Genomic DNA, 16,046 nt, shown 5'->3' on the forward strand with positions numbered 1-16,046 from the left:
ATCGACGTCGCTCGACGGAGCCGTAAACGTTGCCATCCCGGAGAGCGCAACGCCTAATCCGCTGGGGGCAAATCTTGGGATAGATGCACGCGGACCAGACAGCCGAAGCCGAGGGCGGGTCGGCGATCGAACGGTTCTGCGAGCGGAGCCGCGAGGTCGGCGTCCCCGTCGCGCGCGTTTCCCGCGAGGAGGCGACGGACGTCATCGGGGAGCTCGCCGATCCGCCGGTCGTCGCGACACCGCTGCCCTGGGAGGGAATCGACTCTCCTGAGGACGCGACGACCGAGCCGACGCCCGACGACCTCGAGCGGGCGACGACCGGCGTCACCCCCGCGGTCGGCGCCGTCGCCGACTACGGGAGCGTCCTCCTGCGCTCGGATCGAGCGGGCAGCGAGCCGACGAGCCTCTTCGTCGATCGCCATATCGCGGTCCTCGACGCCGCCGACGTCGTTCCCGACATGGGAACAACCCTTGCCGACCACGGCGACGCGTTCCGCGAGGAGGGCGCGAGCATCGTCGTCGCGACGGGACCGAGCGCGACCGCCGACATGGGCGAACTCGTGGTCGGCGCCCACGGCCCGCGCGGGGTCGACGTGGTCTTGATCGACGACGACGCGGACGTCGGAGAGACGATCGACGGAGGTAGCGACGAATGAGTTCCAGGAGCGAGTCTCGACAGGTGAAGGCGGCGAAGATCCGCGCGCTGATGGAATCCGAGGGCGACGCCGTCCGGGCGAACACCGAGGGGTTCAATCAGGGGCGCTACGAGTCGGTTGCCCGTCTGGAGGACTACGAGGGGCTGAAAGACGAGGCGCGGGCGATCAAGGAAGAGGCCATCGAGCGCCTTCCCGAGCTGATCGACGCGGTTCGGGAGACCATCGAGGCCCGCGGCGGGACGGTCTACATCGCGGAGGACGCCGCCGACGCGAACCGCCACATCGCCGAGCTCTGTGCGGAGCAGGAGGCCGAGACGGTCGTCAAATCCAAATCGATGACGACCGAGGAGATCGACGTCAACGACCACCTCGCCGAGCAGGGAGTGAACGCGGTCGAGACCGACCTCGGGGAGTGGGTCCTACAAGTTGCGGATGAAGCCCCGTCCCACCTCGTCGCGCCCGCGCTCCACAAATCGAGAGAGGGGATCGCCGAGCTCTTCAACGGCGTGTTCGAGCCGGAGGAGCCACTCGAGACCGCCCAGGAGCTCACGATGTTCGCCCGCGATCGCCTGGGCGAAGAGATCGCCGCCGCCGACGTGGGAATGACCGGCGCGAACTTCATCACCGCGGACTCGGGAACCCTCGCCTTGGTGACGAGCGAGGGCAACGCCCGGAAGTGCGTCGCCGCCACCGATACGCACGTCGCCGTCGCGGGCGTCGAGAAGATCGTTCCCTCCGTCGAGGACCTCCAGCCGTTCGTCGAACTCATCGGCCGGTCGGGCACCGGTCAGGACCTCACGAGCTACGTCTCCCTGCTGACGCCGCCCGTCGAGTCGCCGGTGGTCGATCACGCTTCGCCCGACGAGCTGATCGACTCGGGGAGCGCCGACGACCGCGACTTTCACCTCGTGCTCATCGACAACGGGCGGATGGCGATGCGGGAGGACCCCGAACTGAAGGAGACGCTGTACTGCATCCGGTGTTCGGCGTGTGCGAACACGTGCGCGAACTTCCAGCACGTCGGGGGCCACGCCTTCGGCGGCGAGACTTATACTGGAGGAATCGCCACCGGCTGGGAGGCCGGCGTCCACGGCCAGGAGTCCGCCGCGGAGTTCAACGACCTCTGTACGGGCTGCTCGCGCTGCGTCGAGGCCTGCCCCGTGAAGATCGACATCCCGTGGATCAATACGGTCGTCCGCGATCGGATCAACCGGGGCGACGACGGCGAGTTCGACTGGCTCGTCGAGGGGCTGACTCCCGACGCCGACCCCGGAGGGGTGTCCCTCCAGAAACGCCTGTTCGGAAACTTCGAGACCCTCGCGAGGCTCGGGAGCGCCACCGCGCCGGTCTCGAACTGGCTCGCCGGTCTCGGCCCGACTCGAGAGGCGATGGAACGGCTCTTCGGCGTCGATAGCCGCCGGGAGCTGCCGGCGTTCCGGCGGGAGACGCTCGTGGACTGGTTCGAGAAGCGAGGTGGCGTGGCCACCTCGGAAAAACGAGCGCAACGAGGAAAATCCGGCGAGGTGGAGTCCACCAGAGAGGTCGTCCTCTACCCCGACCTCTACACGAACCACGTGCTCGTCGATCGGGGGAAGGCCGCCGTTCGGATGCTGGAGGCCCTCGGCGTTCCGGTCCGAATCCCCGAGATCCCGTCGTCGGGGCGAGCACCGCTCTCCCAGGGGATGATCGCCACCGCTCGCGAGAAAGCACAGGGAGTCGCCGACGCGCTCGCGCCCCACCTGATCGAGGAGCGCGACGTCGTCATCATCGAGCCCAGCGACCTCGCGATGTTCCGCGGGGAGTACGAGAAGCTGCTTCCCGAGCGGACCGCCGACGCGATCTCGGCCGGGAGCTACGAACTCCTCGAGTACGTCTACGGACTGCTCGAGGAGGGAGCCGACGCGGGGGTTCTTTCGGGGCCGCGAGGCGATGGAGACGTCGCCTACCACAGCCACTGCCAGCAGCGGACGATGGGCCTGGAGGCTCACACCGTCGCCGTCCTCGATCGCGCGGGCTACGACGTGACGACCAGCGAGGCCGAGTGCTGTGGGATGGCCGGTTCGTTCGGCTACAAGTCCCAGTACTACGAGCTCGCGGTCGATATCGGCGAGGAGCTATCGGGCCAACTCGAGGGGAGCGGTCGGGTTCTCACCAGCGGCACCTCTTGTACCGAACAGCTCGGCTCGCTGGGCGACGAGCCGGTCCACCCGATCGAACTGCTCGCACCCGGACGGCCGGCCGGCGGCGACGACGGCTCGTAGACCCGCCTCAGCACATCCGGTAGACCTCGTCCATCCAGGAGTCGCCGTCGTCGGCCTCCAGAATTCCGTCCATCACGACCTCCCACTCCGCCTGGGCGTCGCTTTCGGCCATGATCTCCCGGATCCGCTCTTCGTCCTCGACCTCCATGAACCCGAAGACGTGGCCGTCGGCCTCGAACACCGAGTAGGTCTCGAGGCCGGCACCAGATTCGAGGTACGCCTCCTCCAGAGCGTCGGGAACGTCCTCGTGTTCCTCGCGGTAGGCGTCGCGTTCTCCGTCCTCGACCCGTCGGTGGAAGGCGATCCGTGCCATGGCGATGCGCTACGTCCGGGAGGGTATAACGCTTCGGGCGGCGAGGATCCCGGCGGGCCGGCCCGCGTACGGACGGGAGGCCGGCCCGGCGTCCGATGATGTCGTACGGGTCTCCGGGGTCGGTCGGTCGCGGGCCGCATCGGTCGAATCCACGCGCCGGTCGGTCCGATTGGTGGCAGGTGTCCGGAAATACCGGATGAAATCCGCCGATTCCACCGATACCATTGAAGCCATCGGCGCCGTGAGTTCCTCCATGACGGATCGGTCGAACCACGGGAGCGGAGGGGAAACGGCATGACGGCGCCCGACGGAGTATCGCACGTCGAAATCGAGAACCGGGAGCGTCTCGAGCGAACGCCCGCATACGAGGTTGCCCTCGACTGTCTCGCAGCCGGCATCGACGCCGCCCATCCGAGGAGGGTCGTCGGCGACGCGCTCTCGCTTTCGGGAACCGAGTTGCGGGTCACCGACGTCGGCGACGAGACGACCGCGTACGACCTTTCGGGGTTCGAGCGGGTCGTCGTCGCTGGCGGCGGCAACGCCGCGGGTCACCTCGCGGGCGCGCTCTCGGACCTGCTGGGCGACCGGATCGCGGGCGGCGCGGTCGTCACCGACGATCCCACAGCCGCGGGTCCGATCGAGGTCCTGCCGGGGGATCATCCCTATCCCAGCGAGCGCGGCGTCGAGAGCACCCGACGGGTGCTCGAGGTCGCCGAGCGCGCGGGCCCCGAGGACCTCGTGATCGCGCCGATCACCGGCGGCGGGAGCGCACTGCTCGTCGCGCCCGCGGGCGCCCTTACGGTCGCGGACCTCCAGGAACTCACCGAAAAGCTGCTCGAAAGCGGCGCGGCGATCGACGAGATAAACGCCGTCCGGAAGCGGTGTTCGGCGGTCAAAGGCGGGGGACTCGCGGCGGCCGCGGCACCTGCCCGGGTCCTCGGAGTCGTGATGAGCGACGTCGTCGGCGACGATCCGGGCACCATCGCGAGCGGTCCGGTGTCGCCGGACGAGATACCCGATGACGAGGCTTGGGGAGTCCTCGATCGGTACGGTATCGAGGCGCCGGCCGTCCGGGAGCACTTGATCGGGAAACGGGGGGACCCTGGGGGAGCCGGCGCCGACATTGAGCGGACCGACGTGTGTCTGATCGCGAGTTCGCGGACCGCTCTCGACGCCGCCCGCTCGGCGGCCGGAAAGCGGGGATACGAACCTCTGGTACTCTCCTCGCGCGTTCGGGGGGAGGCGAGCGAGGCCGGACGCTTCCACGCCGCGATCGCAGAGGAGAGCCGGGAATCGGGCGACCCCGTCCCGGCGCCCGCGGTCTTTCTCTCCGCCGGGGAAACGACCGTCACCGTCGCGGGCGAACCCGGGATCGGGGGACCGAACGGAGAGTTCGCGCTCGCGGCGGCGATCGACCTCGCCGGCAGGGAGGGGGTGGTCGTCGGGAGCGTCGATACCGACGGGATCGACGGCGCGAGCGATGCCGCGGGCGCGATCGTGGACGGGGAAACGGTCACCGACCGCGAGCGGGCGCGGGAGGCCCTCGAGCGAAACGACGTCCAGACGCTTCTCGCGGAGGCCGGCGCAGTGATCCGGACGGGACCGACGGGGACGAACGTCAACGACCTGCGGGTGGTCGTGGTGGAGCCGAACTGATTTGGTTCGGGCCGGCTAACTACGGAGTATGCCAGCGTACGACTACGACGGCGCGACGGCGATCGTGACCGGGGCCTCCTCGGGGATCGGGCGGGCGGTCGCCCGCCGGTTCGGCGAGGCGGGCGCGACGGTGATCAACGGCGACATCGATCGCGAGCCCAAAGACGGCGACGTTCCGACCGACGCACTGATCCGCGAGGAGGGCGGCGAGGCCGAATACGTCGAGACCGACGTCGCCGATGCCGACGACCTCGCGACCCTCGTCGAGAGCGCCCACGAGTACGGCGGCGTCGACGTCATGGTCAACAACGCGGGCCTCCAGATCCCGAAGCCGATGCTCGAGACGACCCCCGAGGAGTTCGACCGGATCCACGCGGTCAACGCCCGGGGGGTCTTCTTCGGGACCAAGGTCGCGGCCGCCGACATGCTCGAGCGGGGCGAACCCGGCGCGATCGTCAACACGGCCTCGATCAGTTCGACCCTGGCCCAGCATGAACAGGTCCAGTACGACTCGACGAAGGGCGCGGTCCGGATGATCACCCGCGGGGCGGCCCTCGAGCTCGCCGAGGAGGGGATCCGGGTCAACGGGGTCGCACCCGGCCAGATCGCGACCGAGTTCACCGAGGGCTGGAGCGAGCAGGCCCGCGAGCGCGTCGCGAGCGACGAGCTACTCAAGCCGGTACCTCTGGGGCGGGCGGGAACGCCCGAGGACGTCGCCGGCGCCTACCTCTTTCTCGCGAGCGACGACGCACAGTACATCACGGGGGATCTGATCCACGTCGACGGCGGCTGGCAGATCTGTTAGATTAACCCGTCGACGGTCTCCGTCATCAGTTCGCGGTAGCGGTCGATATCGGCGTCGACGGCGACGCGGCCATTCGGTTCCCCGCCGGTGACGCCGTAGGGATCACAGACGAGTGCGCCCCGGTCGAGTTCGGAGTCGGTTCCAACCTGCATGTGGTGGGCCTCGGTCTCAAGCACCCTCCCATCGACGAGGCCGGCGATCACGAGCGCGTCGTGGATCGCGGCGGTCTCCATTCCATACCGCTCGAGGACGTCCTCGTCGTAGTAGGTCAGCCATTCCCGAAGCGACCGAGCCAGCGGGCTCTCGCGGGAAAGCGAGTCGATCCAGTCGGCGGGCAGCGTCGCCCGACGGGTGACGTCGAGACCGACCACCGTCGGCTCCGCGTCCCGGACGACCCGTCGGGCGGCTTCGGGATCGGAATGGAAGTTCGCTTCCGCGAGCGGGGTGACGTTTCCGGGGACGAACGCCGCCCCGCCCATGACCAGCAGGTCGTCGAGCAGTTCGGGAAGGCGGGGCTCCAACGCGAGCGCGAGCGCGACGTTCGTCAGCGGCCCGATCGCGGCGAGCGCGAGCTCTCCCTCGTGGCGCCGTGCGGCCTCGACGATCCGCCGGGCGGCGTGGACTCCCTCGAGTTCGGTTTCGGACGTCGGCTCCGGCAACTCGCCCCGGATGCCGCCCTCGCCGTGGATGTGTTCTGCGGTCTCGAGGTCGGCGAGCAGCGGCCGGTCGGCACCCGCCGCGATCGGGACGTCGGTCCGCCCGAGCACCTCGAGGAGCGCGCGAGCGTTGTGGGTCGTCGCCTCGACGGTCGTGTTGCCGTGGACCGTCGTCAGCCCGACGACCTCCAGGGTCGGGTCCTCGAGAGCCAGCGCGAGCGCGAGCGCGTCGTCGCAGCCGGGGTCCGTATCGATCAGTAGCGGGCGGGTCATGCCCGGCCATCGACGCCGGGAGGGATAAAAACACGGAGTCCGGGCGCGATCCGAACGGCGTTACAGGCGTATCCGTGTAATCCAGCCGCCGAACTTCCTTGTTCGACAGAAATACATATATTTTCGGTTCATCCTCTCTAATTAGTATTATTCGACCATCGTAGGCCATGTTCATCACAACCGTTCGAATCCGTCCCACTATAAACCGTTACCTCGTCTTAGATCTCCGAGAGTATTATAGAATTAGTTGAAAGATACCAAAATAGACTAGTAACTATATCGTTCTCTCTCGTGATAGGAGATGGGGTGATTATTCCCGAACATCCGGAAAACGCGATCGTTTTTCGTTTTATTTTCCAGATGTCATCGGTGTGTTTAAGAGAGGCGGGAGGCGAGGGCCGAACTGGAGATCATGACACGACACACGAAGCGGTTCGACCGACGGCAGTTTCTCGGGATCGCCGGTACGGCGACGGCTCTCGGGATCGCGGGGTGTATGGGCGACGACGGCGACGGAAACGGCGATGACGGGGCCGACGACGAAAACGACACTGAAGCGGAAAACGGGACCAACGACACGGAAAGTACCGAGACTGAAGCGGAAAACGAGACCGAGGCGGAAAACGAAACCACCACGGAGGCTGGCAACGAGAGCGGGAACCAAACCGACGGCGAGGGAAACGAAACCGCAAACGAGAGCGAGGGCACGCCGGAGGAGTCGGGAACTACCGGGATCAGGCTGGTCGTCGAAAACGAGAACGGCGATCCGGTCGCCCAGGGCGTGAGCATCACGATCGTTCCGGTCGAGGAAAGTGAGACCGGCGGGATCACCTACAACGTCGAGAGCGAGGAGGCCCTCGAGGGCGGCGAGTACGAACAGGAACTCGTCGAGACCGGCGATTACCACGTCACCGCCGAGGGCGACGCCTTCGAAACCGTCGAGGAGGAGGTAACCGTCGAGGAGGGGGAGATGACCGAGGTCACGCTGACCCTCGAGGGGGCGACCGCCGAAGGCGAGGAGTCCGGGAACGAAACCGAAGCGGAGGGCGACGGCGGTAACGAAACCGGGAACGCGACGGCAAACGACACCGAGAGCGCCGACAACGAGACGGCCAACGAGAGCATGGGGACCGAAAACGAGACGGCAAACGGGACCGAGGAAAACGACAGCGACGCCGCGTAGACGGCGAGAAGTTGCGGCCCACCGACTTCCTTTCGGCGGATCGACCCGGTTCGGTCGAGCGTCGGATCCGACCGAGCGCGAAAGCGGATGGCTTTATGCTCCGGGTCGTCGACCCGCTCGCATGGAAGAGATCAGCACCGACGAGGCTCCCGAGAGCATCGGCCCCTACTCCCAGGCGATCCGCCACGGCGAGACGATCCACGTCTCCGGACAGGGACCGGCGAACCCCGAGACCCGCGAGGTCGAGACCGACGACATCAGAGAGCAGACCGCCCGGACCCTGGAGAACGTCGCGGCGATCCTCGAGGCCGCCGACAGCTCTCTCGAAAACGTGCTCAAGGCGAACGTCTACGTCACGGACATGGACGACTACGAGGCCGTCAACGAGGTGTACGCCGAGTACATGTCCGAGCCGTTCCCCGCGCGGTGTGCCGTCGAGGTCTCCGAACTTCCGATCGACATCGGCGTCGAGATCGAGGTCGTCGCGGCAGTTTAGCCGAACGCGAAGCACGTAAACGCCCGAACCGACCCGCCAAGCAGGGCGGGTTCCGCCTCGGGATGGGTCATCCGGACGAGTTCGCGGTCGCGCTCGAGTCCCGTCGCCGCGAGATGGCCGGCGACGGGGTCGTCCGCGGGCGCATCGACGATGACCTGTTGGCTCCCCACGTCGACCCCGACCGCCGAGAGGAGCGGTGCGATCCCCTCGCGGTCGGCGACGAGCGGCCCGATCTGGCGGCTCGTTCGCCCTGGGCGAACGACCGCGTAGCCCGCGAGGGCCCCGTCGGGCCCGTCCAGGCCATATCCCCGGACGCCCTCCTCGCCGAGGAGTTCGCGGAGCAACCCGCTCCGGTCGACTCCGACCCGGTGCCGGTCGAAGGTCGCGAGGTCGTCGGCGTCCGTAGAGGAGAGTTGCCGGACCCGATCCGGGTCGACTCCCGTTCCGCCGGAAGCGAGCTCTCCCTGCCACCGGAAGACGGTCGCGACGGTCTCGAAGCCGTATTTCCCGTAGATCGGTTCGCCGAGATGGGTCGCGTCGAGGCCGACGATCCGGTCGCCCGCCTCGCGGGCGTACTCGAGCCCGCGTTCGAAGATCCGGCTCCCGTAGCCCCGGCTGCGGTGGTCCTCGTCGACGAGGACCATCCCGATCCAGGCCACGTCGCCGTAGGTGACGACCGTCGCGGTCGCGACGAGTTCTCCCTCGACCGTCCCCGCGAAACAGCCCTCGGAAGCGAGCGAGAGCAGGCGCTCCCAGTCGGCGGGAACCTGGTTCCAGCCGGCCTGCGTCGAGAGTGCCATCGCGTCGTCGACGTCCGCGGGGCGAAGCGAACGGAGTTCAAGCATCGACGTGGCGGTTTTGCGGGCGGAGTAATAGGTGTGCTGGTCACCCCAAGACCTATTCTCGGGCGCGACCGAACGCCGCCATGGCGCTTTCGCGCGCGGAGATCAGGGGCGGATTCAGGGGGCTGGGAATCGAGGACGGCGACGCTCTCGTCGTCCACGGCTCGCTGTCGAGCCTCGGGCGCGTCGAGGACGGCGCGGAAGCAGTGGTCGACGCGCTGTTCGATGCCGTTGGCGAGCGGGGAACGGTCGCGATGCCGACGTTCACCCGGTACGACGAGCCCTACGACCACGAGGGCTCGCCCTCGACCGTCGGGGCGATCACCGAGACGTTCCGGACCCGTCCCGACGTCGTCCGGAGCTCCCACCCGACGAAGTCGGTCGCCGTGCGGGGACCGGAGGCCGATCGTTACGTCGCCGGCCACGAGCCCGGCAACTCGCTGGGTCCGGGGAGCCCGATCCACCGCGTCGTCGCCGACGGCGCTTCGATCCTCCTCTGTGGCGTCGATCACACCGCGAACTCGACGCTCCACGTCGCCGAACGGCTCGCGGGCCTTCCCTACCGCGACCAGACCGCCGAGACGACCCGCCGAACCGACGGTGAAACGGAGACCGTCGAGGTCAACCGCGTCCACTGCTCGCGGGGGTTCGAGAGTGCCGGCGCGGTCGCACGCCGCCTCGGCCTCGAGTCGGTCGGCAGGGTCGGCGCGGCGACGGTTCGACTCGTCGACGGCCCGGAACTCCTCGGGCTCGTCGCCGGCCTCCTCGAGACCGATCCCGGCTTCCTGCTCTGTGACGTTCCCGACTGCGAGCGGTGTGCGTACGCGAGACGCCGCCTCGCCGAGTGATCAGTCCTCGCCGGAACCGCGTCGGGTCCGGGTCGGAGGTCGGCGGGCCGACCGTCGAACGTTTCGTTGCTTCAAACGAGCCGCAGGGTACCGTCGCCGTGCCCGCGTGGGCGGCCGTTTCGACCGGCGCTGGCGTCTCGAGACGAAGTCGATTACAGTCGTACGCTCGTAATCTGAACGCTCGATTTCCCCCGTTCGTGGCCGGGCCGGGCGAGCCCGTGTTTCCCGTTTCTAAACAGGAAGCCGGCCGCGGTCACAGCGAGGTAATGTTGATCTCGATGATGTTGACCGCCCGCCGGATCATCTCGGGGATCTCGCCCTCAAGGCGCTCCTCGCCCATCCGCCTGACGGGGCCGATGATACTGACGGCGCCGTAGACCGTGCCGTCCTGGTCGCGGATCGGCGCGCCGGCGCCGACCAGTCCCTGGATCGTCTCGCCGTGGTTGTAGGCGATCCCCTCCTCGCGGATCGCCTCGAGTTCCTCGCGGAGGACGTATTCGTCGGTGATCGTCCGCGGGGTGAGTTGCTCGAATTCCATGTCGGCGATGAGCCGGTCGCGTTTCTCCTCGGCCATGTGGGCGAGCATCGCCTTCCCGACGGCGGTGTGATAGAGGTCGTTGCGGTAGCCGACGTAGATCTCCGTCCGGACCGCGTTCTCGCCCTCGGCGGTGTAGAGACAGATCCCCTCGCCTTCCTCCTCGACGGTGAAAAGCGCCAGCTCGCCCGACTCCTCGGCGAGGGTATCGACCTCCGAGGTCGTGACGTCGAAGATCCCGATCCGATCCTTCGCGTGGTGTGCGAGGTCGATAAAGCGCAGGCCGAGCTTGTACTCGTTGCCCTCCTTGATCACGTAGCCGTTCTCCTCTAAGGTCGCTAGGTGACAGTGGACCGTCCCCTTCGAGACGCCGACCTCCCTCGCGACCTCGGTGACGCGGGCGCCGCCCGTCGCCCGCAACACGTCGAGGACGTCGAGGGTCCGCTGGACCGCCTGAACCGGATTCTTTGCTTCGGTCATCCTTACCGGAGTATGGGATCACGACCCGGATAAATGTTTGGTAGGGCAAAACGATCGTGGGGTTCCGGCTCCGGAGTCGACGGATACTACTAAGTCGGTTCCGCCCCACTCGGATGGTATGCCGGCGATCAGTGGCAGGGACGTCGCCGCCGCGCGCGAACGGTTCGCGGACACCGACGTCGTCCAGCCGACCCCGATCGAGTACAGCCGATCGCTCTCGACGATGACCGGCGCCGAGGTCCACCTCAAGATGGAACACCTCCAGCGGACGGGCTCGTTCAAGACCCGCGGGGCCTACACCAAACTCGCCGACGTCGCCGACCGCGAGGGAGTCGAGCAGGTCGTCGCCGCCAGTGCGGGCAACCACGCACAAGGAGTGGCGCTGGCGGCGACCGAAACCGGCGTTCCCTCGACCATCGTGATGCCGACGACCGCCCCCCAGAGCAAGATCGACGCGACCCGCTCCTACGGCGCGGAGGTCGTCCTCGAGGGCGTGAACTTCGGGGCCGCCATGGATCACGCACGGACGCTCGCCGACCAGCCAGGAACCGAGTTCGTCCACGCCTTCGACGACCCCGCGATCGTCGCCGGTCAGGGGACGCTGGGACTCGAGCTCGTCGAGGACGTGCCCGACGTCGACACCGTCGTCGTCCCGATCGGCGGCGGCGGCCTGATCGGCGGGATCGGCGCCGCGCTCGCGGATCGGGACCTCCGGATCGTCGGCGTCCAGGCCGAAGCGGCCGCGACGGTCCCCGAGAGTCTGGCGAAGGGCGGGCCGGTGCCGACCGACGACGTGGGAACGATCGCCGACGGGATCGCCACGGGCGCCATCTCCGAACTCACCTTCTCGCTGATAGAGGAACACGTCGACTCCGTCGTGACGGTCTCGGAGGGCGAACTCGCGACCGGGATCGTCGTCCTCTTAGAGCGCGCAAAGCAGTTGGTCGAGGGTGCCGGTGCCGCGCCGGTCGCCGCCCTGCTCTCGGATCGACTCGACGTGGCCGGCGAGACGGTCGTCCCGGTGCTCTCGGGAGGTAACATGGACATGTCGATGCTCCAGACGATGTTGACCCACGAGCTGACCGCGCGCCGACAGCTCATTCGTCTGCGGGTCCGGATCGACGACGGCCCCGGAAAGATGGCCGAGATCTCCGAACGGATCGCCGACCTGGGTGCGAACATCCGGACCGTCCACCACTACCGCGCCGACGGTGAGCTCTCGGTCGGCGAGGCGTTCCTGATCTTTCTCGTCGAAACCAGCGGCGAGAACCACGCCGCTCGGATCGTCGCCGACGTCGAGGCCCAGGGGTACGAAGTGACCCAGATCAATTAGCGGGCGGGACAGACTTATCGGGATCGGCGCCGATCCCGTGGAAAACCATGACACGGGCAGCGAACGGTGGCGAGAAGTGGCACGTGGGAACCGCGACCCGGACGATCACCCCCGAGGAGCCGATGTGGATGGCGGGCTTCGCCAAACGCGACGAGCCAGCGGACGGGCAGGTCCACGACCTCTCTGCGCGGGTCGTGGCGATCGACGACGGCGAGCGGGTCGCGGTGGTCGCCAGCGTCGAACTCCTCTTCGTCACCCGGGAGATCCGTGAACGAGTCGCTCGGAGGTGTACGGAGGCGTACGGCCTCGAGCCCGACGCCCTGCTGCTCGCGGCGACCCACACCCACTGCGGGCCCGAGTTCCGCGAGTTCAAACTCGACATGTACGCCGACGAGGGACCCTACCACGAGCGCGCGGCCGACTATCGCGAACGGCTGATCGACGACCTCGTGGGGGTCGTCGGCGAGGCCCTCGACGACCGGGAACCGGCGACGCTCTCCTACAGCCACGCCCGGTGTGGGTTCGGGACGAACAGGCGACTGCCCGTCCCCGAGGGAGTTGCCCACGTCCCGAACCCCGACGGACCGGTCGATACGGAGGTGCCGGTGCTGGTCGCCGAGAGCGAGGAGAGAGACGAAAACGAAGGAAGCGAGGAGGAGACGGGGATCCGGGCGATCCTCTTTGGCTACGCCTGTCACACCACCACGGTCATGATCGAGCGCTACTGTGGCGACTGGGCCGGCTTCGCCCGCCGGGAGATCGAATCCGAGTATCCGGAGGCGACCGCCCTCTTCCTCCAAGGTGCTGCCGGCGACCAGAACCCCTACCCGCGCCGGGAACTCGCCCTCGCGAGACGTCACGGCGAGACGGCGGCGACCGCGGTCCGGGCCGCCGTCGAGTCCCGTCGGAAGCCCGTCCGGGGACCCCTGCAGGCGCTGCTGGTCGAACGGCCGATCGCCTTCGAGGACCCTCCCGAGAGGGCCGAACTCGAGGAGATGGCCGAGAGCGACCGACGATACCTCCGGGTGCGCGCGGATGCGCTGCTCGCCGAACTCGACGAGCACGGCGAGATCCGAACCGAACACCCCTACCCGATCCAGGGGCTCGGCTTCGGCGACGACCTCACGCTCCTGGGACTGGGCGGCGAGGTCCTCGTCGGCTATTCCCTGAAGCTCAAAGAGCGGCTTCCGGGGCCGGTCTGGGTCGCGGGCTACACGAACGCGGAATTCACCTACGTGCCGACCGCACAGGCGATCCACGAAGGGGGGTACGAGGGCGGCGAGGTCGTTCGGCGAACGGCCTTCCCGGGCCCGCTCCGGCCCGACGTCGAGGAGCGAGTGCTGGGCGGAGCGACGGCGGTCGCCGACCGGGTTCGGTGCGACCGCCGGGAGTACTAATCCAAGACCGCGGCGAGCCCCTCGACGAAGCTCGCGCCCGCACGGCGGTAGCGTTCCATCGGCGGCGAGCCGTGGGGCGTCGCCTCGACGGTGAGCCCGGTCGCGCCCAGGGTCTCGCGGGCTCACCGCGTCGAGGTCTTCCGGTCGGAGCCGGAGCCGCCGACACAGTCGGTGCCGACGAGCCCGCCGTCTCCCCGGTCGTCGGCCCCGGAGACGGCCTCGACGAGTTCGCGAACGGCGGGGTCGTCGCCGTCGGCGTAGAACATGAACCGGTCGTACTCGGGCGAGCGTCACCGCAGGCTCGCCGGCCACCGAACCGTTCATAACCCCGCCGGCTGTGGGTCCGGTATGCGAGTCGGTATCGCGGGCGCCGGATTCATGGCCCGCACCCACGCGGAGGCGTACGACGGGATTGACTGTGAGATCGCTGGGGTCGCCTCGCCGAGCGGTTCCGAGGGTTTTCTCGACGACCTGGGCCTCGAGAGCGCGGCCTACACCGGCGTCGAGGCCCTCTGCGATCGGGAGGAGATCGACTACCTCGATATCTGCACCCCGACCCACACCCATCTCGAGATCGTTCGAACCGCGGCCGACCGCGGGCTCGACATCTTCCTCGAGAAGCCGATCGCGGCCTCGATCGAGGAGGCCCAGGAGATCCGAGCGGTCGCCGAGGACGCGGGGGTGGCTCTCGGCGTCGGCCACGTCGTCCGCTTTCTGCCCGCATACCGGAAAGCGGCCGGACTCGAGATCGGAGAGCCGGGGGTCGCCCGCGCGCGGCGGCTCTCGCCGTTTCCCGACTGGGGAGAGTGGTTCGCGGATCGAGAGAAGAGCGGCGGGCTGTTCGTCGATCTGGCGATCCACGATCTGGACTACCTGCGATGGTGCTGGGGCGAGGTCGAGCGCGTGTTCGCCCGCCGTACGCGCGAGGAGCGGGCAGAACACGGGTTCGTCACGCTCCGCTTTGCGAACGGCGCGGTCGGCTACGTCGAAGGGTCGTGGGCCCAGCCCGAGAGCCGGACCCTCACGACGGAACTCGAGCTCGCCGGTTCGGACGGGATGGTCGAGTTCGCGAGCGACGAGGGGTCGCCGTACTGCGAGTGGACCGCCGACGGCGAGACCGTCGATCGGGCCTTCGAGCGGGACGGCTACCGGCGAGAGCTCGAGGCGTTCGCCGATACGCTCCGGGCGGGCGAAGAACCTCCTGTCGGCCCCGACGAGGCGATCGAGGCGCTCCGGCTCGCGCTCGCGGCCGAGCGCTCGGCCGACCTCGGAGAACACGTCGCGCCCGAGGAGGTGGTCGCGTGATCCGCGTCGGGATCCTCTCGGCGGCGCACTCCCACACCGACGCCTACGCCGGCCTGCTCGCCGGCCGCGAGGACTGCGGACTCGTGGGCGTCGCCGACCGCGACGAGGAGCGAGGTCGAGAGGCCGCCGACCGTTACGGGACCGACTATCTCCCCGCGGACCGGCTCCTCGAGTCGATCGACGCGGGTGTGATCTGTGCGGCAAACGCCTCCCACCGCGAGTGGTTCGAGCGGGCCGCGAGGGCGGGCGTGGACGTCCTCTGTGAGAAGCCGCTGGCGCCCACCGTCGCCGAGGCCCGCGCCATCGTCGACTGTTGGGAGGAGACCGAGATCGTCGCGGGCGTGGCGATGCCCCTGCGGTTCTGTGGCCCTGCCGTACGCGCCCGCGAACGCCTCGCCGAGGACCCGATCGGGTCGCTTCGGGCGCTGTCGGGGACCAACCGGGGGAAGATGCCCGGCGGCTGGTTCGCCGACCCCGACCGCGCGGGCGGGGGCGCCGTGATGGACCACTCGGTCCACATCGTCGATCTGGCGACCCACCTCACCGGCCGGCGGGTCGCGGAGGTCTACGCCGAGGTCGATACCCGATTCCACGACATCGCGGTCGACGACGTCAACGTGCTCTCGATGGAACTCGCAGACGGCACTCCCTTCCTCCTGGACGGCTCCTGGAGCAAGCCCGACGCCTGGCACACCTGGGGCGACGCGACCCTCGAACTCGTCGGCGAGGAGGGGACGGTCGCCATCGACTACACCGACCAGTCGGTCGTCCATACCACCGAGTCGGGCGTCGGAACGGCGTTCTACGGCCCCGACGCTGACGCCGACCTGATCGCCGACTTCGTCGAGAGCGTTCGTGAGGGCCGCGACCCCGAGATCACGCCCGACGAGGGCCTCGCCGCGGTCGCGGTCGTCGAAGCCGCCTACGAGTCCGCCGAGACCGGAGAGGCCGTCGCCGTCGCCGAGCGCTGACGGCGATCGGCGAAACGACTTTACTCCTGCCCCCGA

The 16,046-nt window shown here is 68.5% G+C and carries 16 protein-coding genes; 11 read left to right on the forward strand and 5 right to left on the reverse strand.

From position 1 onward, the window contains the following. Positions 1-83 precede the first annotated feature (83 nt). Positions 84-656 carry an LUD domain-containing protein gene (locus tag DVH23_RS05220; RefSeq protein WP_114576385.1) on the forward strand — a complete coding sequence of 191 codons (573 nt, stop codon included), beginning with the start codon at positions 84-86 and terminating at the stop codon, positions 654-656. Beyond that, positions 653-2,917: an LUD domain-containing protein gene (locus DVH23_RS05225; protein WP_198667852.1), complete on the forward strand. Its 2,265-nt coding sequence runs from the start codon at positions 653-655 to the stop codon at positions 2,915-2,917. Before DVH23_RS05220 ends, DVH23_RS05225 begins: the two co-directional genes overlap by 4 nt. A 7-nt stretch (positions 2,918-2,924) precedes the next feature. Here DVH23_RS05225 and DVH23_RS05230 read toward each other — a convergent pair whose 3' ends face one another. Next, entirely contained in the window at positions 2,925-3,230 is a 306-nt protein-coding gene (locus DVH23_RS05230) for an L-rhamnose mutarotase (RefSeq protein ID WP_114576386.1), read from the reverse strand. 294 nt (positions 3,231-3,524) lie between these two features. On the opposite strand from DVH23_RS05230, the gene DVH23_RS05240 reads away from it, so the two are divergent. After that, positions 3,525-4,886, forward strand: coding sequence for a glycerate kinase (locus DVH23_RS05240; protein ID WP_114576388.1), 1,362 nt, complete (start codon positions 3,525-3,527; stop codon positions 4,884-4,886). Between the two features lie 28 nt (positions 4,887-4,914). Further along, positions 4,915-5,691 carry an SDR family NAD(P)-dependent oxidoreductase gene (locus DVH23_RS05245; RefSeq protein WP_114576389.1) on the forward strand — a complete coding sequence of 259 codons (777 nt, stop codon included), beginning with the start codon at positions 4,915-4,917 and terminating at the stop codon, positions 5,689-5,691. Here DVH23_RS05245 and DVH23_RS05250 read toward each other — a convergent pair. Continuing rightward, positions 5,688-6,620 carry a nucleoside hydrolase gene (locus DVH23_RS05250; protein ID WP_114576390.1) on the reverse strand — a complete coding sequence of 311 codons (933 nt, stop codon included), beginning with the start codon at positions 6,618-6,620 and terminating at the stop codon, positions 5,688-5,690. The two genes, DVH23_RS05245 and DVH23_RS05250, sit on opposite strands and share 4 nt — an antisense overlap. Positions 6,621-7,032: 412 nt before the next feature. Here DVH23_RS05250 and DVH23_RS05255 point away from each other — a divergent pair, with 412 nt between their 5' ends. Then, a complete protein-coding gene (locus tag DVH23_RS05255; RefSeq protein WP_114576391.1) occupies positions 7,033-7,803 on the forward strand; it encodes a PEGA domain-containing protein in 771 nt (256 codons plus the stop codon). Between the two features lie 121 nt (positions 7,804-7,924). Beyond that, positions 7,925-8,299, forward strand: coding sequence for a RidA family protein (locus tag DVH23_RS05260; protein ID WP_114576392.1), 375 nt, complete (start codon positions 7,925-7,927; stop codon positions 8,297-8,299). Here the strand turns inward: DVH23_RS05260 and DVH23_RS05265 are convergent. Next, positions 8,296-9,144 carry a GNAT family N-acetyltransferase gene (locus DVH23_RS05265; RefSeq protein WP_114576393.1) on the reverse strand — a complete coding sequence of 283 codons (849 nt, stop codon included), beginning with the start codon at positions 9,142-9,144 and terminating at the stop codon, positions 8,296-8,298. The genes DVH23_RS05260 and DVH23_RS05265 overlap by 4 nt on opposite strands. An 80-nt stretch (positions 9,145-9,224) precedes the next feature. Here DVH23_RS05265 and DVH23_RS05270 point away from each other — a divergent pair, with 80 nt between their 5' ends. After that, the gene (locus tag DVH23_RS05270) at positions 9,225-9,989 is read left to right on the forward strand and encodes an AAC(3) family N-acetyltransferase (RefSeq protein ID WP_114576394.1); all 765 of its coding nucleotides are present in this window, start codon (positions 9,225-9,227) and stop codon (positions 9,987-9,989) included. A gap of 253 nt (positions 9,990-10,242) precedes the next feature. On the opposite strand, the gene DVH23_RS05275 is transcribed toward DVH23_RS05270, so the two are convergent. Continuing rightward, positions 10,243-11,004: an IclR family transcriptional regulator gene (locus DVH23_RS05275; protein ID WP_114576395.1), complete on the reverse strand. Its 762-nt coding sequence runs from the start codon at positions 11,002-11,004 to the stop codon at positions 10,243-10,245. Between the two features lie 118 nt (positions 11,005-11,122). Here DVH23_RS05275 and ilvA point away from each other — a divergent pair, with 118 nt between their 5' ends. Both ilvA and DVH23_RS05285 read left to right on the forward strand, forming a co-directional pair. Then, positions 11,123-12,337: a threonine ammonia-lyase gene (gene ilvA, locus DVH23_RS05280; protein ID WP_114576396.1), complete on the forward strand. Its 1,215-nt coding sequence runs from the start codon at positions 11,123-11,125 to the stop codon at positions 12,335-12,337. Between the two features lie 47 nt (positions 12,338-12,384). Next, a complete protein-coding gene (locus DVH23_RS05285) occupies positions 12,385-13,734 on the forward strand; it encodes a hypothetical protein (protein ID WP_114576397.1) in 1,350 nt (449 codons plus the stop codon). A gap of 122 nt (positions 13,735-13,856) precedes the next feature. Here the strand turns inward: DVH23_RS05285 and DVH23_RS23495 are convergent, their stop codons facing one another. Next, complete coding sequence (locus DVH23_RS23495; RefSeq protein ID WP_157972336.1) at positions 13,857-14,000, reverse strand: hypothetical protein; 144 nt, start codon at positions 13,998-14,000, stop codon at positions 13,857-13,859. Positions 14,001-14,082: 82 nt separating this feature from the next. Between DVH23_RS23495 and DVH23_RS05290 the strand changes: the two genes are divergently transcribed. Together DVH23_RS05290 and DVH23_RS05295 are read left to right on the forward strand one after the other, a co-directional pair. Beyond that, positions 14,083-15,039, forward strand: a complete 957-nt coding sequence (locus tag DVH23_RS05290; protein WP_114576398.1) for a Gfo/Idh/MocA family protein — start codon at positions 14,083-14,085, stop codon at positions 15,037-15,039. Beyond that, complete coding sequence (locus DVH23_RS05295; RefSeq protein WP_114576399.1) at positions 15,036-16,010, forward strand: Gfo/Idh/MocA family protein; 975 nt, start codon at positions 15,036-15,038, stop codon at positions 16,008-16,010. The genes DVH23_RS05290 and DVH23_RS05295 overlap by 4 nt, the downstream gene beginning before the upstream one ends. Positions 16,011-16,046 lie beyond the last annotated feature (36 nt).

It is taken from the genome of Saliphagus sp. LR7 (assembly GCF_003344565.1).
Lineage (GTDB): Archaea > Halobacteriota > Halobacteria > Halobacteriales > Natrialbaceae > Saliphagus > Saliphagus infecundisoli.

Excerpts from the sequence above, each read along its gene's own strand:
- DVH23_RS05270 (WP_114576394.1), top strand. The coding sequence starts at position 9,225 with ATGGCGCTTTCGCGCGCGGAGATCAGGGGCGGATTCAGGGGGCTGGGA.
- DVH23_RS05275 (WP_114576395.1), bottom strand. The coding sequence starts at position 11,004 with ATGACCGAAGCAAAGAATCCGGTTCAGGCGGTCCAGCGGACCCTCGAC.
- DVH23_RS05240 (WP_114576388.1), top strand. The coding sequence starts at position 3,525 with ATGACGGCGCCCGACGGAGTATCGCACGTCGAAATCGAGAACCGGGAG.
- DVH23_RS05255 (WP_114576391.1), top strand. The coding sequence starts at position 7,033 with ATGACACGACACACGAAGCGGTTCGACCGACGGCAGTTTCTCGGGATC.
- ilvA (WP_114576396.1), top strand. The coding sequence starts at position 11,123 with ATGCCGGCGATCAGTGGCAGGGACGTCGCCGCCGCGCGCGAACGGTTC.
- DVH23_RS05260 (WP_114576392.1), top strand. The coding sequence starts at position 7,925 with ATGGAAGAGATCAGCACCGACGAGGCTCCCGAGAGCATCGGCCCCTAC.
- DVH23_RS05285 (WP_114576397.1), top strand. The coding sequence starts at position 12,385 with ATGACACGGGCAGCGAACGGTGGCGAGAAGTGGCACGTGGGAACCGCG.
- DVH23_RS05265 (WP_114576393.1), bottom strand. The coding sequence starts at position 9,144 with ATGCTTGAACTCCGTTCGCTTCGCCCCGCGGACGTCGACGACGCGATG.
- DVH23_RS05225 (WP_198667852.1), top strand. The coding sequence starts at position 653 with ATGAGTTCCAGGAGCGAGTCTCGACAGGTGAAGGCGGCGAAGATCCGC.
- DVH23_RS05220 (WP_114576385.1), top strand. The coding sequence starts at position 84 with ATGCACGCGGACCAGACAGCCGAAGCCGAGGGCGGGTCGGCGATCGAA.
- DVH23_RS05290 (WP_114576398.1), top strand. The coding sequence starts at position 14,083 with ATGCGAGTCGGTATCGCGGGCGCCGGATTCATGGCCCGCACCCACGCG.
- DVH23_RS05230 (WP_114576386.1), bottom strand. The coding sequence starts at position 3,230 with ATGGCACGGATCGCCTTCCACCGACGGGTCGAGGACGGAGAACGCGAC.
- DVH23_RS23495 (WP_157972336.1), bottom strand. The coding sequence starts at position 14,000 with ATGTTCTACGCCGACGGCGACGACCCCGCCGTTCGCGAACTCGTCGAG.
- DVH23_RS05250 (WP_114576390.1), bottom strand. The coding sequence starts at position 6,620 with ATGACCCGCCCGCTACTGATCGATACGGACCCCGGCTGCGACGACGCG.
- DVH23_RS05245 (WP_114576389.1), top strand. The coding sequence starts at position 4,915 with ATGCCAGCGTACGACTACGACGGCGCGACGGCGATCGTGACCGGGGCC.